At 65.4% G+C, this 16,472-nt stretch carries 17 protein-coding genes and 2 pseudogenes; 11 read left to right on the forward strand and 8 right to left on the reverse strand.

Annotated features, from left to right (window positions below; genetic code table 11):
* Positions 1-6 precede the first annotated feature (6 nt).
* Positions 7-504, reverse strand: coding sequence for a cupin domain-containing protein (locus ACQP0P_RS02850; protein ID WP_433370505.1), 498 nt, complete (start codon positions 502-504; stop codon positions 7-9).
* A gap of 1,248 nt (positions 505-1,752) precedes the next feature.
* On the opposite strand from ACQP0P_RS02850, the gene ACQP0P_RS02855 reads away from it, so the two are divergent.
* Entirely contained in the window at positions 1,753-2,139 is a 387-nt protein-coding gene (locus tag ACQP0P_RS02855; protein WP_433370508.1) for a hypothetical protein, read from the forward strand.
* Between the two features lie 278 nt (positions 2,140-2,417).
* Complete coding sequence (locus ACQP0P_RS02860; RefSeq protein WP_433370511.1) at positions 2,418-2,618, forward strand: DUF2283 domain-containing protein; 201 nt, start codon at positions 2,418-2,420, stop codon at positions 2,616-2,618.
* Positions 2,619-2,632: 14 nt separating this feature from the next.
* Here the strand turns inward: ACQP0P_RS02860 and ACQP0P_RS02865 are convergent, their stop codons facing one another.
* Complete coding sequence (locus ACQP0P_RS02865; protein ID WP_433370514.1) at positions 2,633-3,460, reverse strand: neutral zinc metallopeptidase; 828 nt, start codon at positions 3,458-3,460, stop codon at positions 2,633-2,635.
* A 267-nt stretch (positions 3,461-3,727) separates the two neighbouring features.
* A complete protein-coding gene (locus ACQP0P_RS02870) occupies positions 3,728-4,303 on the reverse strand; it encodes a DoxX family protein (RefSeq protein ID WP_433370517.1) in 576 nt (191 codons plus the stop codon).
* Positions 4,304-4,786: 483 nt separating this feature from the next.
* Between ACQP0P_RS02870 and ACQP0P_RS02875 the strand changes: the two genes are divergently transcribed.
* The 4 genes from ACQP0P_RS02875 to ACQP0P_RS02890 all read left to right on the forward strand — a co-directional run bounded on the left by ACQP0P_RS02875 (position 4,787) and on the right by ACQP0P_RS02890 (position 8,864).
* Complete coding sequence (locus ACQP0P_RS02875; RefSeq protein ID WP_433370520.1) at positions 4,787-5,902, forward strand: sensor histidine kinase; 1,116 nt, start codon at positions 4,787-4,789, stop codon at positions 5,900-5,902.
* Positions 5,903-5,907: 5 nt separating this feature from the next.
* Positions 5,908-6,594: a response regulator gene (locus ACQP0P_RS02880; protein ID WP_433370523.1), complete on the forward strand. Its 687-nt coding sequence runs from the start codon at positions 5,908-5,910 to the stop codon at positions 6,592-6,594.
* 36 nt (positions 6,595-6,630) lie between these two features.
* Positions 6,631-7,980 (forward strand): nitrilase-related carbon-nitrogen hydrolase, encoded by a 1,350-nt coding sequence (locus ACQP0P_RS02885; RefSeq protein WP_433370526.1) that lies wholly within the window; start codon positions 6,631-6,633, stop codon positions 7,978-7,980.
* A gap of 251 nt (positions 7,981-8,231) precedes the next feature.
* A complete protein-coding gene (locus ACQP0P_RS02890) occupies positions 8,232-8,864 on the forward strand; it encodes a hypothetical protein (RefSeq protein ID WP_433370529.1) in 633 nt (210 codons plus the stop codon).
* A gap of 151 nt (positions 8,865-9,015) precedes the next feature.
* Here ACQP0P_RS02890 and ACQP0P_RS02895 read toward each other — a convergent pair whose 3' ends face one another.
* Positions 9,016-9,411 (reverse strand): HAAS signaling domain-containing protein, encoded by a 396-nt coding sequence (locus ACQP0P_RS02895; RefSeq protein WP_433370532.1) that lies wholly within the window; start codon positions 9,409-9,411, stop codon positions 9,016-9,018.
* A 3-nt stretch (positions 9,412-9,414) separates the two neighbouring features.
* A complete protein-coding gene (locus tag ACQP0P_RS02900) occupies positions 9,415-9,777 on the reverse strand; it encodes a PadR family transcriptional regulator (RefSeq protein WP_433370535.1) in 363 nt (120 codons plus the stop codon).
* Between the two features lie 290 nt (positions 9,778-10,067).
* On the opposite strand from ACQP0P_RS02900, the pseudogene ACQP0P_RS02905 reads away from it, so the two are divergent.
* Positions 10,068-10,374: pseudogene (locus ACQP0P_RS02905) on the forward strand (IS110 family transposase); the annotation flags it as partial.
* 151 nt (positions 10,375-10,525) lie between these two features.
* On the opposite strand, the gene ACQP0P_RS02910 reads toward ACQP0P_RS02905, so the two are convergent.
* Both ACQP0P_RS02910 and ACQP0P_RS02915 read right to left on the reverse strand, forming a co-directional pair.
* Positions 10,526-10,942 (reverse strand): nitroreductase family deazaflavin-dependent oxidoreductase, encoded by a 417-nt coding sequence (locus tag ACQP0P_RS02910; protein ID WP_433370538.1) that lies wholly within the window; start codon positions 10,940-10,942, stop codon positions 10,526-10,528.
* A gap of 214 nt (positions 10,943-11,156) precedes the next feature.
* Positions 11,157-11,564: pseudogene (locus ACQP0P_RS02915) on the reverse strand (NAD(P)-dependent oxidoreductase); the annotation flags it as partial.
* 104 nt (positions 11,565-11,668) lie between these two features.
* Here ACQP0P_RS02915 and ACQP0P_RS02920 point away from each other — a divergent pair.
* The 4 genes from ACQP0P_RS02920 to ACQP0P_RS02935 all read left to right on the forward strand — a co-directional run bounded on the left by ACQP0P_RS02920 (position 11,669) and on the right by ACQP0P_RS02935 (position 14,039).
* Entirely contained in the window at positions 11,669-12,055 is a 387-nt protein-coding gene (locus ACQP0P_RS02920; protein ID WP_433370541.1) for a winged helix-turn-helix transcriptional regulator, read from the forward strand.
* A gap of 191 nt (positions 12,056-12,246) precedes the next feature.
* The gene (locus tag ACQP0P_RS02925) at positions 12,247-12,747 is read left to right on the forward strand and encodes a hypothetical protein (protein ID WP_433370544.1); all 501 of its coding nucleotides are present in this window, start codon (positions 12,247-12,249) and stop codon (positions 12,745-12,747) included.
* Between the two features lie 333 nt (positions 12,748-13,080).
* Complete coding sequence (locus ACQP0P_RS02930) at positions 13,081-13,650, forward strand: hypothetical protein (protein WP_433370547.1); 570 nt, start codon at positions 13,081-13,083, stop codon at positions 13,648-13,650.
* Between the two features lie 260 nt (positions 13,651-13,910).
* Positions 13,911-14,039: a hypothetical protein gene (locus ACQP0P_RS02935; protein WP_433370550.1), complete on the forward strand. Its 129-nt coding sequence runs from the start codon at positions 13,911-13,913 to the stop codon at positions 14,037-14,039.
* Positions 14,040-15,771: 1,732 nt separating this feature from the next.
* On the opposite strand, the gene ACQP0P_RS02940 is transcribed toward ACQP0P_RS02935, so the two are convergent.
* Positions 15,772-16,203: a hypothetical protein gene (locus tag ACQP0P_RS02940; protein WP_433370553.1), complete on the reverse strand. Its 432-nt coding sequence runs from the start codon at positions 16,201-16,203 to the stop codon at positions 15,772-15,774.
* Between the last annotated feature and the right edge of the window lie 269 nt (positions 16,204-16,472).

A 16,472-nucleotide genomic window follows, 5' to 3' on the forward strand; every position in this document is an offset into this window, starting at 1 on the left:
GGGGTTTCAGCGCTGGGCGAGTTCCCGCTGCCAGACGGGGCTGTCGAAGTAGTGGTTGTCGAAGTGCTCGGAGCTGTCGCGGATCTCCTGGACGGAGGCTTCGCCGCGGTAGACGCGCTCGAGCAGCCGGTAGTAGTCGAACCGGTCCATCCCGGGCGTGAAGACGACGAGCATCTCGGCCTCGGACCCCGCCGACGGGGCGAACGCGTGCGGGACGGTCGGCGGAACGGTGAGGAAGTCGCCCTGGCCGAGGGTCACGATCGTGTCGTCCAGCAGGATCCGCATCGAACCGCTCAGGACGTAGAACATCTCCGTGGCCCGGGTGTGGAAGTGCGCGGGCGCACCCGGCGATCCCTTCCGGAACGTCGCCTTGTTGGCGGTCAGCGCACCGCCGGTGTCCCCGGAGTCCGCGAGCAGGGTGATCAGGCTGCTCGCGCCGTCCCGCAGGGCCTCGGCCTCGGCGGACCGGACGAGAACGGGCTGGTCAGCGGTGGCAAAGTTCATGATCTCTCCGATGTTCGGTGATGCCACCGGAACGTTTCTCCGTGGCGGCATCACCGAATCTAGGGCCCGAAAAGACCTGCCACATGGTTCATTTTGGCTATGAAAATATGGGTCAATCTACGTTCCGGCCTCCCTGCGCGGACCCCGCGGAGGCGGGAAGATCGACGAAACCGTCCTCGCGGTAGCCGAGATGCCGCCGGGTTCTGGATTGAGGGCTTGGACCCCTCCCGTGCGCCCTCGGCATGCGGCATGAGCGGGCGTCGTTCACCGCCCCCTCATCCTGAATATTTGGGGATATCTCGGGCGCATTTTGAATACCGGATCGAATCTCTTAAGGGTCGTGCCCGGCTGTCTCGCGTTGATGTGGTGGCCAGGGCGTCCGCAGAGTGAGCCTTTTCCATCCCGCCTGAGCTGTGGCTTCGGCGTGATGGAAAAGGCTCAGTGTCTCCTGCCTTGCAGATCCCAGCAAGCGAGATTTCACCCACCATCGATGAACATCCAACGGCCCTTGACGTCATCATTCCTTCCGCCCGTCGGAGCACAATCCTCGGCTCTCGCCTACCAGATGCCGGGTTGCACTTCGGGTTGAGATACAGGGGCGTTCAGAGCCTTTCAGGGTGGACCGCCCACGTCTGCTGACCTGCATTGAACTGCCCGGAACGGCCTGGGGGGCGATCTTTTAATCCGTAGGATCTTGATTCGAGAGGCAGAGCCTTCACAGGTCCCCCACGGGGGTCTTTCATGTCTCATGCTCGGTGAGCAAGTCTGTCCGGGGTGCAGTTCATCGCCGTACCAGTCCGTTCCAGGAGGACCGCTGAGAGGTATTGGTCCAGATGGGACTGTCCTGAACGGTGGTGCCCCGAGCTGCTAATGCGGTTTGGGTTTACCGCCCATCCGGGGTTCAAATCCCCGAGCCTCCGCAGTTCAGAGGCCCTCTCCCGAGACTCAGGGAGAGGGCCTTTTTGATCTCTATAGGTGCTGTAGTTGCAGTCCTAGGACCCAAGCCATGGGCACCTCGCCGACAGCCCACCTCACTGGGGCTTTCTGGACTGAAGACGGCTTGTGGTGCGACCTCTTCTACCGAAAGCTCCACTCCTGGTTCAGGGCTACCAACGCTCTTCTGGCGGCATCAAGAGCGAAATGCCCGAGTTGATCTTGCTGAGATCACCTCACTGCTCGATGGTGACGGCGGCTGAAAGGTCAGGATCGAGCAGGGGCGGCCTGCGCGCGTGAGGGCTGCTGCTGTAAGTGAGCGTGCTCAAGTATGTTCCCGCCATGGAGATCCCTGAGCTCGCAGATTTGATCTGGCTCTTCGAGGACGAGCCGCAAGGCGAGGACGAGGACGTTCCCTGGCCACTCGGCCTTCAGTCATTCAAGCTCACCCGAGGCGCGATATCGGTCCTCTTCTCTATCCACCCCACAGCGGGTGACGCGTCTATCAGCATCTACGCGGACGGGGAGGAGGTCGCGTATCTCAAGCTGCGGCATCTCGGGAGGCTGTCCGTTGAGCGCGAGCGGTCCGGCTACGAAGGACTGAAGTTGTGGTTCCGGGAGGACTGCAAGGAGTCGGTTGTGCTCCAGACCAAGCCCGCGATCCGGTTCTCATGGGACGCGAAGCCCCTCGGCGAGTGGTAGCCATCAGTGCAGGTGGCGGGCTGATCGTAGTGCAATCGACAGTCGATCCAGTGGGAGCCACCCGAGCGGACGATCATGAACGGCAGCGAACAGGGATGGACGACGAGAGTGCCATCCGGCGAGGTGACGAACACATGCGAACGCTCGCGAAGATCATTTGGGGACCTTGTAAACAGAAGGTCAGGGATTCGATTCCCCTCGTCGGCTCTGTGCCCGATGACCCCTGAACAAGGATTTCTTGTTCAGGGGCTTTCTGTTGTCAGGACCGGGAGAACATCATGAGTCTGGAAGAGCACCACGGCACGTGGACGTACGATCCCGGGGTGGGGGCCGCGTACGTCTACCTGCGAGGTCCCATCGCTCCGGGTGGGGTGGCCAGGACGGTCACGATGGACGGCGCGATGGTGAACATGGATCTCGATGAGGATGGCCGGGAGATTGGTATCGAGATTCTCGGTGCGTGGCAGGGCGATCGGTAAGAGGGTTCACCTGGCTAGCCGATCTTCTTCATGGGAGCTGTCCAGGTATTGCAGGAGCCGAGTCGGCCGCCATTGTGCCCACGGTCGAGCCACACCCCGTAGAGTTTGAGGTCCTTCTCGCTCCTGTACATCGATATGAACTCGGACCAGGAGGGCAACGTATCGCGCATCGCCTGTAGCGCAGCCGCCGCGAAACACCCAGCCTGATCTTCGAGCCTGTTTTCGGCCAGAAGTCGGTCCTGCTGGTTCCTGGCCTTGGTGTCGAGCTCCGCATGGTAGTTCAGGATGCTCACCAGGTCTTGAATGTAGTGGCTGTGCTCATGGGCGACGAGATGCGCGGCCCAGAACGCATGATAAGAAGCCCACGAACTACGGTCGGCCAGCACGTAATAGGTTTTGTTGGACGGACAGTAAACGCCGTATGCCCCCTTCGGGGGGGTGAGCCCATCGCAGGCGGTGGTCTTGATCCGCTTCGCCAGATACTTGCGCTTGGGCGGCGTGTAAGACGCGTGCATCTTGGCGAACTGCCGAGCCCACACACGGTCGAGACAGCCACTCACCGCCTGCATGTAGCGTCGCATCGAGCCCCAGCTGTCCTCCTCAAGCAGGGGCAGCTTGCATTTGATTTTGGCGATGGGAGGCGTGCGGTAGAGGGGACTTTTCAGTGCCGCACTGCGGGGAGAGATCGATGGCGAGGCAAGAACGACGCCTGGTCTGGCCTCCGGTGGATCGGAGGCCGGAGCTTCACCCTGGTCGCCAGCCGAAAGACACCCGGTCAGGCTGCCCAGAATCACAAGGATGGCGAAGACGCGGAGCAGCGGCCGCAGGTGTGTGAACGTCATAGGACGACATGATCGGATACGGCATCCTTCATGGAGAGAGGCATGGCGTCACGTTCGGGCCACAGGTGTGGCGGCGACGACTCGCGGGTCTCACCTAGTTGCAGCTCTGGTTGCAATACGGTGCCGTGCCATGTCGTTCCAAGGGGACCAGTCGCGCTCCCAATGCCGTTTAGAAAGGGCATCGGCCGCCCGGAGCGGCGGGCCGCGGCGCCGGCCGTGCGGTGCGGGGATCCGCGCCCGGCGCCCTCGACCTACCAGCGCAGGTGCTCAAAATTGGACGTTGGTCATCGTGTACCACGTCGGAGCGAATACCAGCAGGGCCAGTGCGACCAGGAACGCGAACGACTTGAGTACGCGTGAGGTGGTGATGATCGCGGGTGCGATGGGCCTCAGCCTCCATCGTCCGACCGCGATGAACGCCGCGACGCCTCCCAGCAAGAGATTCGCAGGCACCAATTCGTATTCGCCGCGCATGATATGAAAACCGGCCGCGAGGATCATCGTCAGCGTCAGGCCAACGGCGGCGAGCGGCACCAGCTTCGGTTTGACTCCCATCATCGCCGGCAGGATCAGGCCGACGCCGCCAAGTACCTCAAGGACCCCGATGAAGACGATCAGGGACTGCGGCACCGCGGCGTACCAAGCCACGGCCCGGGGTGCTGCCGCATACAGAGCTTCGTCGTACAAAAGCACTTTGCCGAAACCGCTGCCGGCAAAGAACAAGCCCCACAACGCTTGAAGTGACCAAAGTACGCCGTTGAGCGTGAACCTCGTTCCGCGCCCCTTGGGCTGCTGCTCGATGCCCTTAACGCCGCGGAGGTTCTTGCTGGCGTGCTGGTTCATGTCCTGTCACTACCTTTTCTCATCGGGTTGGCCGGGGAACTCGCCGACTGTGTCTGTTCCTTCGTCAGTACGTGGTGACAGGACTCATCCGACCACCGCGGCGAGGTCGCGCACACCGTCCGTGGGACAGGGTGGGACACGCGAGGAGCGGTCCAGCTGCGAAAACAAGAGTTTCTTCCGCGCCTGCGTGCTGGGACGGTTCCCTCGGTGCGGGTATCGAGCATCCAAGATCAGGTGCCCGCGAGGCTCGTGTCCGCTCCCCAGTCGCAGTTCCAGTTGCAATCCAGCGTCGCCCATGCCGTTCCGGATAGACCGCCCGCGCCCGTTAGCCCAGGTTGAACTACTCTGAACGGCCAAGATCCGAGAACCGTGGGACTGAAGGCCGGTAGCTCGGCGCGTTCAGCGCGTAGTGGGCTGGCATGGCCAGGAATGATCACTCTAGAGAGTGACGGCAATGGGTTGATAAATCCTAATAATGGGCAGATGTTTGCGGCGGGCCGGGTTGGTAGAGCGGTTGACGGGGCGCTTGCGGTGGGCGTGGTCCTGGCTACGGTTGGGCCGCTTCTACTCCCCGATCCCAAACCGTGGTGGATCATCGGGCTGGGGCTGTTGGCGTCTGTGCCGGTGTGGTGGCGTAGGTGGGCGCCGATGGTGGTAGCGGTGGTGGTTGGGGCGGCGATGTCGGTGATGGTGATGTGGGAGAAGCCGTTTCTGCCCTTTGGGCCGCTGCTGGCCGTCTACACGATCGCCGACCTGAGCCCCACGTGGAAGAGACTGGCGGCGATTCCGGTGATCGTGGCGGCTGTGGGTTCCTCGCTGGTGCTGCCGGGGGAGAACGACGAGACCTTCCGGCTGGTGGGGACTGCCTTCGTGGCCGCCTACGCGCTGGGCACCAGTGTCAGGGCGAGCCGCTCGCGAGCTGCCGAGCTGGCCGAGCGGGCGCGGCGGCGGGAGCAGGAGCACATCGCGGCGGCGGCCGAGGAGCGCACCCGGATCGCGCGCGACATGCATGACATCATCACCCATTCCGTTGGGCTGATGGTGGTTCAGGCCGAAGCCGGGCCGGTGGTGGTGCACAGCGACCCAGACCAGGCCGAGGCGGTTTTCGATGCGATCGCCGGCACGGGAAGGGGCGCGCTGGCCGAGCTTCGGGGGGTGCTCGCCGCACTGCGGACCCAGGGCGAAGGTGGCGGACCGGCGTGGGGCCATGCCGGCGAGCGCCTGGGCGAGTCGCTGTTTCAGCCCCGTCTGGCCAACCTCCCCGCGCTGCTTGAGCGCAGCGGCCTCGATGTGGTGAGCACGACCGTCGGTACCCCGCGCCCGGTCGCCGCAAGCGTTGAGGCCGCCGTCTACCGCATCGTTCAGGAGGCGCTGACCAACGTGCGCAAGCACGCCGGTACGCGTGCCGTACGCCTCACTCTGACCTGGCGGGAGAGCCTGACGGTGGAGATCGCCGACGACGGGCGGGGGCCGGGTGAGGGCGGCGGATACGGGCTGGCCGGGATGCGGGAACGGGCGGTGGCATGCGGTGGGACGCTCGGGGCCGGGGCGGGACGAAACGGGGGGTTCTTAGTGAAAGCGGAATTTCCGCTTGAATAGCCCGCATGTTACGAGTGCTCATCGCCGACGACCAAGATCTCTTCCGCGCGGGGTTCGGGCTGATCCTGGACGCGCAGCCGGACATGGAGGTGGTCGGCGAGGCAGCCGACGGCGAGGAGGCGATCGCCGAGGCCAGGCGGCTCCAGCCGGACGTGGTCCTCATGGACGTGCGCATGCCGGGCAAGAACGGCATCGAGGCGACCAGGGAGATCTGCGCCACCACCGCCGCCAAGGTGCTCGTGCTGACCATGTTCGACCTCGATGAGTACGTCTACGACGCGGTCCGGGCGGGAGCGAGCGGTTTCCTGCTGAAAGACATTCGGCGCGATGAGCTCGCCCACGCCGTGCGTACCGTCGCCTCGGGTGAGGCCCTGCTCGCCCCGGCGGCGACCAGGAGACTGCTCGAGGGCCTGGTGCGCAGGCCCGCCCATGGCGTCGCCCCCCGGCTGGCGGCCAGGCTGGACGCACTGACCGAACGCGAGCGCGAGACGCTGAAGCTGGTCGCGCGCGGCCTGTCGAACGCGGAGATCGCCGCCGCGCTCGTGATCACCGAGCACACGGTCAAGACGCACGTCAGCCGCATGCTCACCAAGCTGGACCTGCGGGACCGGGTCCAGGCCGTGGTGCTGGCCTACGAGTCCGGGCTGGTGGTCGCCGGTGAGAGTGACAACGGAGATCGCACCCGCCACTGACGCGCCGACAGGGTGGGGAAAAGCACGATCGTCGGCATGGAACGCATCCTCCTCACCCTCGCCTCCGCCGTCCTGATGCACTTCGGCACCGGTCTCCACCCCATCTGGTGGCTCACCTGGCTCGCGCCGCTGCCCGTCCTGTTCCTGGCTCGCCGGGCAGGCAGGGGTACGGCTTTCGCCGCCGGGACGCTCGTCTGGCTCGCCGGCCAGGCGCAGATGTGGCCGTACTTCACCCGGCCCCTCGAGATGCCGCCCGCACTGGCCGCAGCCCTCATCGCCGGCCCCGCGCTCTGCTACGGCCTGGGCGTGCTGCTCTTCCGTACCCTGCTCGTGCGCGGCAGGCCGCTCCTGGCGGCGGCAGCCGTACCGGCCGTCTGGGTCACCACTGAGTACGTCATGAGCCTCGCCGGACCGCACGGGGCCTGGTGGAGCCTGGCGTACACACAGGCCGACTTCCTGCCCGTGCTGCAGACCGCCTCGGTCACCGGGGTCTGGGGCGTCACCTTCCTCCTGCTGTTCGTGCCCGCCTCGATCGCGGTCCTGCGGCCACGCGCGGCGGTGGTCTCGGGCATGCTGGTCGCGCTCACGCTCGGCCATGGTTTCGTACGGCTCGCGACGCCCGCCGACACCGGAGGACGAAAGGTTGCGCTGATCGCGACGGACAACTCCGAGGATCTTGTCCGCCGGTACGGCGAGGCCATTGACATCGCGGTGGCCCGCGGTGCGGAGATCGTGGTGCTGCCCGAGAAGGTTTTCAAGACCGCCGACCTGCCGTTCGCCCGCCCGGGCGTGGAGGTGGTCGTGGGGATCGCCATGGAGACCAACAGCGCGGTGAGTTACCCCTCCGGCGTGCGCTACGACAAGCACCACATGATCCCCGGGGTGGAGCGCAAGTTCCGGCCCGGCACCAGCTTGGCCTTCCTTGACGGCAATCGGCTCGGCCTCATCATCTGCAAGGACCTCGACTTCCCTGACCTGGTCAGGGAGTACGGCAAGGCCGGCCTTGCCGCCCTGCTCGCGCCCGCCTGGGACTTCAACGAGGACGCGTGGCTGCACAGCCGCATGGCGGTGGTGCGCGGCGTGGAGAACGGCCTGGCGGTGGCCCGTGCCGCACGCGAGGGATGGCTGACGGTCAGCGACAACCGCGGCCGGATCGTGACCGAGCGCTACAGCGACAGAACGGGCATGACCACGGTCACGGCCACCCTGCCTCGGGAGGGCTCGGCCACCTTCTACATCGCCTTGGGCGACTGGGCCGCATGGGCCTCGGCCGGGTTGCTGCTGCTTGCGCTCGGTGCGTTGGTCTGTACGAAGTCCTCCAACTCGGTGAGCGAGAGCCCGATCGGCGGGACCACGATGAGCCCGCCTACACCGAGCTCGGTGTAGGCGGCGACGACCTCCGAGGTGAGGCGCCGGGCGGGGTTGTATGTCCGTGCGGTGGAGGCCGTCACGACTTCTTCCTCGCTGTAGAGGTGGTTGAAGAAGGTCCGCGGCACGATGTCGGACTCTTCGGCGATCTGTTCGACTGCGATATCTTGCCTCAAAAGGTATATATCAGGATATAAGCCGCATTTGCGGCAGTTTTAGGTTGAGTGTCGCATTGTGGTGTCATCGCCCAACTATCGGGAGGCAGGAAGATGGCCCCTGAGCAGGATGGATTCAGCACCGCGGAAACACTGGCGAACGAGCCGTCCCAGCGCCGCGCCCTTCGCTTCTTGATGCTCGCCGCCGCCACCGCCCTCGTCGTGGTCCCGGGTGCCGGCGCAGCCGCGTTCTCGCCCTCGTCGACCTCGACGCCCATGGTCACGGACACCGCCACGCCGTCGGCGGCTCCGTCGGAGAAGCCTTCCGACAAGGCGCCGGGCCAGGGCCACAGGATGGGCTTCGGCGGCCACCCCATCCACGGTGAGTTCGTCGTGCCCGACCGTGCGGGCAGGTACGTGACCGTCGCCGCTCAGTACGGCGACGTCACGACCGTCAGCCAGGACTCGATCACGGTCAAGAGCGAGGACGGCTACACCAAGGAGTACGTGATCAACAGTGACACCCGGATCAACCGCGGTGGCGAGGGCGCCGACGCGCTGAAGACCGGGCAGAGAGTCGTGGTCATGGCGAAGGTGGACGGAGGCACGGCCACCGCGGTCAAGATCCACGACGTGACCCCGCGCGACGGCCAGGGCCGGCACGGCAGGAAAGACGAGTGGCACGACAAGGGAGAGCGCCAGAACCACGACCAGCAGCCCGGCCAGACACCCACACCGACCTCCTGACCATTGGGAGGTTGTATTCGGCCACCCAGGCATCCACCGCGGCCTGCGCCGGCCTCTGGTCGCGCCGCCGCCCAGAGGCAGCACGACGATCGCCACGGGAGGCCCGAGGTACGTCGTGGTCAGCGGCGGTCGAAGATCCAGGGCTCGTTCCTCACCCTGGCTCACCGGCCCAGAACAGGATATGTACGACGAACCATCCGATTCCGAGGAGGCCGCCGATGACCAGCAGGATGACGACGGTCTTCACCAGCAACCTGAAATCGGTTCGAGCAGTGGAGTTCGCCGGGGTTTCCGAGGGAAGGTCGGCGACAGCCGCCGCGACGATGGCCTCAGGGTCGCCTAGCTTGCTGAGGATCCGGCTCATGACGGCGGGATCCTCGATGCCGTCAGGCGAGCCGGAGGCGGCCTCGGCCTGGGCGACCAGGATGTGTGAACGGACGTCGGCGAGCAACTCGGCTCGGCGGTTCACGGGGAGGGCGGCGGCAGCCCTTTCGATCTCGGACAGGTATTCCTCGGCCATCGCGTCAAACCGCAGATCTTCGGTCATGGCTCAGGGTGCCTCGTTCCCGGACTCGTTCTTGGAGAGGAAATGCAGGACAGCGGCGTGGAACCTGGACCATTCCGCGGTGAACTCCTCGAGCGCCCGCGCACCGGACGGCGTGAGTTCGTAGTACTTGCGCGGCGGGCCGCTGGTCGACTCCTGCCAGGTGGTCTCGACGAGACCTTCTCGGCGCAACCTGGATAGCAGTGGATAGATGGTCCCCTCGCTGGTGACCATGGTGTCCACCTCTCCAAGTTCGCGGAGCAGCTCGACGCCGTAGCGGCTGCCGCCTCGAAGTAAGGCCAGCACGCAGTACTCCAGGACACCGCGCCGCAGTTGACTCATCGCTTTCTCGGTGTTGCCTGGTTCCATGCAATGCAAGGTACTAGGTAGAGCATGCTCAATCAAGGCGGGATGCCGGATAAGGGTTGTTGGTGCCGTGCCCGTTACGTGCCCGATGAGATGGGAGACAAGGGGGAGCAGTGGAGGGTCGCAAGGAGGGCGATCAGGCTGCTGAGCTGTATTTTCGCAGGTGGAGCAAGATCGGCATGCGTCTTTGTAAGCAAGATGTCAGTCATACGGTTCTGTGTCACGATCGCCGGTAAGTGGCTGATGGCGTGTGGTGGTTGGGGGCCGATCGACGGTCCGGGACTTCGTTCCTACTGCTGGACCTGCTCACCCAGACCGGCGACAAGGCGGACGACATGATCCCGGTCGCGATCGAACCTCCCGCGGCCTGCTGGTGGCGTGCCTGCGCGCCTCGGGCCGCCCGGTGTTTGCGGTCAACCCGCTCAGCTCCTCCCGCTACCGGGAGCGACACGCGGTCTCGCGCAAGAAGTCCGACAGCCAGGACGCGATCGTCTTGGCCAACATCTTGCGCACCGACCTGGCCCTGCACCGGCCGTTGCCGACCGACACCCACCAATCCAGGCCTTGGCGGTGCCGGCCCGTGCCCACAACCCGCCGATCGTGTCGGCGGTCACTCCGGACCGACGTGACGCACCCCGCCCATCGGATGTCTCAGCCCCGACCCACTGGACATGCCATGCGGGAGCTGCAGGGGCTCGACGTGAGGTTTGAGGATCTCAAGGCGGTCGCGCGGAACGCTACTGCCCAGGTCTTAGCCGCGTTCCAAGAGAACCACGGGGATCTTCCGGGGGGTCTGCTCCTGGTAGGCGGCGTAGTCCGGCATGGCCGACACCATCAGGCACCACAGGTGCGGATGCTCTGCCGCGGTGGCGGGGCGCGCACGTGCGGCGAAGCTCTCCGTACCGACCTGCACGGTGACGTACGGGTCGGCAAGCAGGTTGAGGTACCAGGCCGGGTGGTGGTCCGCGCCGCGGTTGGAGGCCGCCAGGACGTAGCGGCCGTCGTCGAGTGCGTAGACGAGTGCGGTGCGGCGGAGTTCGCCGGTTTTCCGGCCTCGGGTCGTCAGTAGCAGGTCGTTCACGCCCGGCCGTGGTCGGCCGCCGGTCTCCTCGAAACGGCGGATGTGCTCGGCGACCCAGGTGTCCGGGTTGTCGTGAACCTCGGGCATCACGCCTCCCGGATGCTGACTGTGGCGCGGTGGTGGAGAGGTGCCTCGATCTCGTCGAGAAGCGCGATCGCGAAGTCCGTGTATGTGATCCGGCTGGCCGGGTCGCCATGCTCGGCGATCCGGTACCGGCCGGTGCGCGTACCGTCATGGTCGAAGTCGCCTGCGGGGCCACGTACGCCCAGTCGAGGTCGCAGGTCCGTAGCCCGTCGAGGCCCGCCGCGTGGCCGAGGTAGAAGGAACGGTACTCGTTCGGGTAGTCGGGCTCGTCCATCAGGGGAGCGCCGGCCGCCCCGGGCAGGATCGATGCGAGGCCGACCACCACCAGGCGGCGTACGCCCACCTTCGCCAGGCCGGTGGTCAGGGCGCGTGACGACGCGGTGAAGAAGTCGTGCGGTGGCACGGACAGGTCCACGGCGGCACTGATGGCGGCGTCATGTCCGGCGGCCGCATGTTCGATGCTGACCGCGTCCATGACGTCGCCCGCCACTACCCGCACGTCGGTCAGGTCGCTGTGGGCTGCGGGGTCGCGCACCACGGCGGTGACCTGGTGGCCGCGCCGGTACGCCTCGGCGACAGCCTGCCGCCCGGCCCGGCCGCCCGCGCCGAAGACCACGATGTTCATGACGAACCGCCTTTCACCAGGGCCGGAGCCCGTGCAGCCCCGGCCGTTTCGCCGACGCTATCTGGGGCCGCGGTTACCACTGGGATACCGGCTATCGTGAGGCCATGAGGGAACCTCTGCCCGCCGACATGTTCGAGGAGCTGTGCCCGTCCTCGCTCAGTCCGATCCGATTTGGCGACAAGTGGGCGGCGCTCATCATCCGCTGCCTCGAGCACGGGCCGCGCCGGTTCTCCGAGCTGCGCGTGCCACTGAGCCGCGTCACTCCCAAGGTCCTCACCCAGTCGCTGCGGGCCCTCGAACGGAACGGTCTGGTCGAGCGCACCATCTACACCGAGGCCACCCCGCATGTCGAGTACGAGCTGACTCCGCTGGGCCGCAGCATGCTCGAACCGATAGCGGTCGCCTGCACCTGGGCGGAGAAGCACTGGGACGAGCTGCTCGATGCCCGAGAGTCCTACGACAACGCCGCACGCCTCGACCACGCCGGATAACGCGACAGGACAGCGTGCGGGTGCCAGTAAGGCGGGGAACAGTGGGGAATCACGGGGACTCACGGACAGGGCAAGACCACCCACGACCTGGCCCGCAGCAGTTCGGGGAGCCGCGTACCGAAATCTTCCAACCTGGCTGCGGGGATACGGTGACGACATTTCACCGAGGCGGCTGTGACACGATGCCTCCTGTGTATGGCTGGCCGTACGATGCAGGACAGGTGATTCCGTCTCCGCAGTTGGTCGCCGCCTGGTATGAACTGGAAATCCTGCCTACCGATCGAGTCCCCATGTGGGCCGCTCACTGGCTCGTCCAGGACATGGATGGTGAGACGTTGCGCATTCTCGCGGGGCTTGACGGACGCGATCCGCACGAGGTGCGCGATGTGCTGGTCGAGGCTCTCGCGGATACGGATACCGCGATACCTTCCAGGTCCGACGCCGTGAAGACCGTTTATGTCGACATGGCACGGTTGTGCCTCGCAGGCGACGGTGGTGAACATTGGCTGGTCTCGGTGATCGAACGACTCATGACCACTTGGAATTATCCCGACGAGATGCTCACACCACCACTTGGCGCTCTGTACGGGCTGGATGACGAATGGGGAGCGGGCTGGGGGCGCACTGAACCGCAGTTGATCGCCGTCGTCCGAGCCGCTTGCGCCGAGCAGATAGCCCTCGTCGAATCCTGATCAGGAGGGCTCTAGTTGCAATCCAACGTCGTTCACTCCCGTTCCAGACGGACCACCACGTCGTGTTGGTCCAGGATGAACCGATCGGGACGGGCAAGACCAGAGCTGCTGATGCGGTTTGGGTGCCGCCCATCCGGGGTTCGAATCCCGAGCCTCCGCGGGTAAGAGGCCCTCTCCCGGAATCTTGGGAGAGCGTCTTTGGGATCGATGAAGGCCATGTAGTCGCAGGCGGGTCGACGGCGGATGGGATGAGCAGGCGGTCGCGCCGACCGCTGCGGAGCCAGCGTGCAGATTGTTACGCAGATCTTATGGGCGGGCTGAGAGCGTCCGGTCATGTCCGAGAGCAGAACCGTTCCACCGGGGAGGCCCTGGCCGATCCTCCTGCCGGGTCAGGCCGCGATCTTCGGGCTGGCCGTCTTCCTGCTGGACCGCGCCGCGAGCGGGACGATCACGGAGAAGGCCGCGGTCACCGTGCGGGTCACCGAGGACGTGCGGGCCGAGCTTGTGCGGTACGGGGAGAGCGCCGTGGTGGGCTGGGCCTCGGGCTTCTTCCTGGCCGCGGTGGTTTTCCTGGTGCCCGTGGCCGTCCTGCTGCAGCGCGATTCGCGCCGTGCCGCGGCCGCCGGCCTGATCGCCATGGGGCTGCTCACGCCGCCGTACCTGGCCGGTCTGGCCGTCGTGGCCTTCACCACCGATCCGGTATCGGGCCTCCAGGCCAGCTTCATCAGGATTGCCAAGAGCCTGGCCGGTCTGAAGCAGGAGAAGTTGACCGACATCAAGCCGACGTCCCTGGTCGGGCGGACGTCCACCGCGTTGCAGAGCTACAGGACAGAGCTGTCTGTGGACGGGGACGGGAAGATCGACTACTTTTTGCTCACTTCTGGACGAACAGGATCGGGCTGATCGCGGCAGTAATGGCAACGGTGCCGAATGTGACTGTGGATTTGAGGGCCAGGCGGTCCACCAAGATCACAATTGGATCATGGTCCGTGGAGACCGGCCGGTGTTCACCTCCGCGAGGAGGGCGCTGGGTGGGCTGCCGTGCCCGAGTGACACCGGGCACGGCAGCCCACCCTCCCTTTGAATCGCTGTCACCTTGCCGGGTGACGGTCACAGTTCCAGGGGGTCGTTCCCCTGCTGAGCAGGGGCGCGACCTCTGGCCGATGAATGTCGTGGAGGCCTTCCTCTTCGCCGCGGGCTACACGCACCCGACGGCCTCGTACGAGCTGACGAGGCCCATGGCACCGGTGGTGCAGACAGACCCGGCGAGGCCGGTGGGCGCGGCGGAGTAGACATATCCGCTGAGGCTGGCAGGTGTGATGGCGCAGACGGGTTGGAGAGCGACCATGGCGCCGGTCAGGTTGACGCATCCGCTGGACGGGGGCGTGGCGGGTCCCGCCAGGGTCGCCGCACCTGCCGGACCCCTGGGTCCTGCGGGGCCTGTCGCACCTCTCGGTCCTTCCGGTCCCATCGGTCCTGCGGGTCCTCCTGGTCCCATCAGCCCCGGCAGTCCTGTCAGTCCCATTGGTCCTGTCAGTCCTGTCAGTCCTGCGGGTCCTCTTGGTCCTGTCAGTCCTGTCAGTCCCATCGGTCCTGCGGGTCCTCTTGGTCCTGTCAGTCCTGTCAGTCCCATCGGTCCTGCGGGTCCTCTTGGTCCTGTCAGTCCTGTCAGTCCCATCGGTCCTGCGGGTCCTCTTGGTCCTGTCAGTCCTGTCAGTCCCATCGGTCCTGCGGGTCCTCCCGGGCCCGTCGGTCCTGTCAGTCCCATCGGCCCTGGGGGTCCTGCGGGTCCGGGAGGTCCTGCCGGACCTGCCAGTCCCATCGGCCCTGGGGGTCCTGCGGGTCCGGGAGGTCCTGCCGGACCTGCCAGTCCCATCGGCCCTGGGGGTCCTGCGGGTCCGGGAGGTCCTGCCGGACCTGCCAGTCCCATCGGCCCTGGGGGTCCTGCGGGTCCGGGAGGTCCTGCCGGACCTGCGGGTCCTTCGGACATGTTGGTGGAACTGGTAGCGGTGGTGCGCCCAGTGGGCCTGCCGGAGGTGGCAGTAGGCCTGCCGGGGGCGGTTAGGTCGACCACTCTGGGCTCATCGCGCTCGTCGTCCCGGTCGCGATCCCTGTCAAAGGCGGGCCTGGCGCCCCGGTCGCAGTCGTTGTCCCGGCCACCATCACCGTCCCCGTCCCCGCCTCGACCCCAGCTGGGACCCCAGCCGGGACCGCCAGGGCATCCGCAGCGACGGCCCCTGCGGCATCCGCAGGAGCGGCATGGGCGAAGAATGGGCTTCTCACCGCTGTGCACGGAATGTTGAAGACGGGCCTTGCTCCCGTTGCCTCCGTTACCCCCGTTGCCGCCGTGAGGTGCGAACAGAATGCTTGCGTTGTCGGCGGTGGCGCTCGCCGGCACCTGGTTCGACGACATCGCGAGGATGCCTGCCATCGCCGCGACGGCCAAAGCGCCGGCACGCTTACCGGAATGGGCTGGCGCCCACTTGCCCCTACGAGGAAGCACGTTATTTCCCCATATCTTTACTAATTCCGAAAATATCCGGATCCGTCGTGCAGCCACGGAAGTGACGACGGAGCAGGAGATACCCGGGGCTTATGGGGATAACGCTCCGGCATAGTTGAGGAAGAGCAAATAAGCGGTACTGTGCAGAAAAACCTATGCCTCATCTACGGTTTAGTCAGGTTTAGGATGATTATTCGGGTGTAGTGTTTCATGAGAGCTTTTGTGATGTCCGACGATCGGGGAAAGGTGATGATATCAGGGGGCGGGAGGGCGAAGCGGTCCAATGCTGATGATCAATGATCGGCGTTGCCCGGAAAACATATTTTCTCATGGTTCGGTGGTATAACCACATGCAAATTCACGCTTTAAACGAAAGTGCGTGTCATACCGGTGTGAACCGGTACGACACACACTTCTTCCCTGCTCCTGACGTAGGTGACCGCTCCTGCTCGTCGTGCCGTGCCGTCATCGGACGGGTTCCACTCGGCGGCGTATCACCTGTCGCGGTCAGGTGCCAGGGACTACTTGTCGCGGATGATGATCTCCGGGAATGACGGGTCGTTCTGGAGGTCCCTCATCATTCTTTCCGAGCGCGTGAGGCGCTCGCGCCCGGGTCCCTCGTTCTCGTTGAAGTCGTTCCCGCCCCGGCGGCCGCGGTAACGGTCGTAGGGGCGGTCCTGGTTGCGGTGCGGCCTTCCTCGCCATCTGTCCGAGGGTCTCTCCTCGCGGTACTGCCGGCGGGAGGGGTTGGGGTGAGGGGAGAGGTGGCCGTCGAGAGTGCTGTCGGCATTCAGCTGTGAGATCGAGCCGAGCGCCTGGACCTGCCCGATGGCGGCGTTGGCCGGTGCCTGGTTCGACGTCATGAGGATGCCGGAGACTGCCGCGATGGCGAGGACGCCCACCCGCCTGCCGGAGATCGGCCCCGGTGTCCGTCCGCTCTTTCGAGGAAGCACGTTATTTCCCCATCTCGTTTCTGGTTCCGAAAACATCTGATATCCCTCACTACCTCATAAGCGGCAGCAGCTAGGAGATACCCCTCGGACAGTGAGATAGCTCATTGAAACGGTTGAGGCAGAGCAAATAAATGGCGCCGTGAGGGCCGACAGGAGTTTATCTATTGTTATTTACGATTTTGTCGTAGTTGTTCGTATGTTATGAGAGGCGAGGTTGCCGCGAATTACCGGCCGGTTCCTCGGTGGGAAACCTTGAGGCGGGGGTCGGT

The organism is Streptosporangium sp. CA-115845 (assembly GCF_050943795.1).
Taxonomy (GTDB): Bacteria; Actinomycetota; Actinomycetes; order Streptosporangiales; family Streptosporangiaceae; genus Streptosporangium.

What these genes read in the sequence shown, in the direction of transcription:
- ACQP0P_RS02930 (WP_433370547.1), top strand. Translation starts at nt 13,081, where the DNA reads ATGTCCGAGAGCAGAACCGTTCCACCGGGGAGGCCCTGGCCGATCCTC.
- ACQP0P_RS02920 (WP_433370541.1), top strand. Translation starts at nt 11,669, where the DNA reads ATGAGGGAACCTCTGCCCGCCGACATGTTCGAGGAGCTGTGCCCGTCC.
- ACQP0P_RS02850 (WP_433370505.1), bottom strand. Translation starts at nt 504, where the DNA reads ATGAACTTTGCCACCGCTGACCAGCCCGTTCTCGTCCGGTCCGCCGAG.
- ACQP0P_RS02875 (WP_433370520.1), top strand. Translation starts at nt 4,787, where the DNA reads ATGTTTGCGGCGGGCCGGGTTGGTAGAGCGGTTGACGGGGCGCTTGCG.
- ACQP0P_RS02935 (WP_433370550.1), top strand. Translation starts at nt 13,911, where the DNA reads ATGAATGTCGTGGAGGCCTTCCTCTTCGCCGCGGGCTACACGCACCCG.
- ACQP0P_RS02885 (WP_433370526.1), top strand. Translation starts at nt 6,631, where the DNA reads ATGGAACGCATCCTCCTCACCCTCGCCTCCGCCGTCCTGATGCACTTC.
- ACQP0P_RS02895 (WP_433370532.1), bottom strand. Translation starts at nt 9,411, where the DNA reads ATGACCGAAGATCTGCGGTTTGACGCGATGGCCGAGGAATACCTGTCC.
- ACQP0P_RS02870 (WP_433370517.1), bottom strand. Translation starts at nt 4,303, where the DNA reads ATGAACCAGCACGCCAGCAAGAACCTCCGCGGCGTTAAGGGCATCGAG.
- ACQP0P_RS02860 (WP_433370511.1), top strand. Translation starts at nt 2,418, where the DNA reads ATGAGTCTGGAAGAGCACCACGGCACGTGGACGTACGATCCCGGGGTG.
- ACQP0P_RS02910 (WP_433370538.1), bottom strand. Translation starts at nt 10,942, where the DNA reads ATGCCCGAGGTTCACGACAACCCGGACACCTGGGTCGCCGAGCACATC.
- ACQP0P_RS02865 (WP_433370514.1), bottom strand. Translation starts at nt 3,460, where the DNA reads ATGACGTTCACACACCTGCGGCCGCTGCTCCGCGTCTTCGCCATCCTT.
- ACQP0P_RS02890 (WP_433370529.1), top strand. Translation starts at nt 8,232, where the DNA reads ATGGCCCCTGAGCAGGATGGATTCAGCACCGCGGAAACACTGGCGAAC.
- ACQP0P_RS02880 (WP_433370523.1), top strand. Translation starts at nt 5,908, where the DNA reads ATGTTACGAGTGCTCATCGCCGACGACCAAGATCTCTTCCGCGCGGGG.
- ACQP0P_RS02900 (WP_433370535.1), bottom strand. Translation starts at nt 9,777, where the DNA reads ATGGAACCAGGCAACACCGAGAAAGCGATGAGTCAACTGCGGCGCGGT.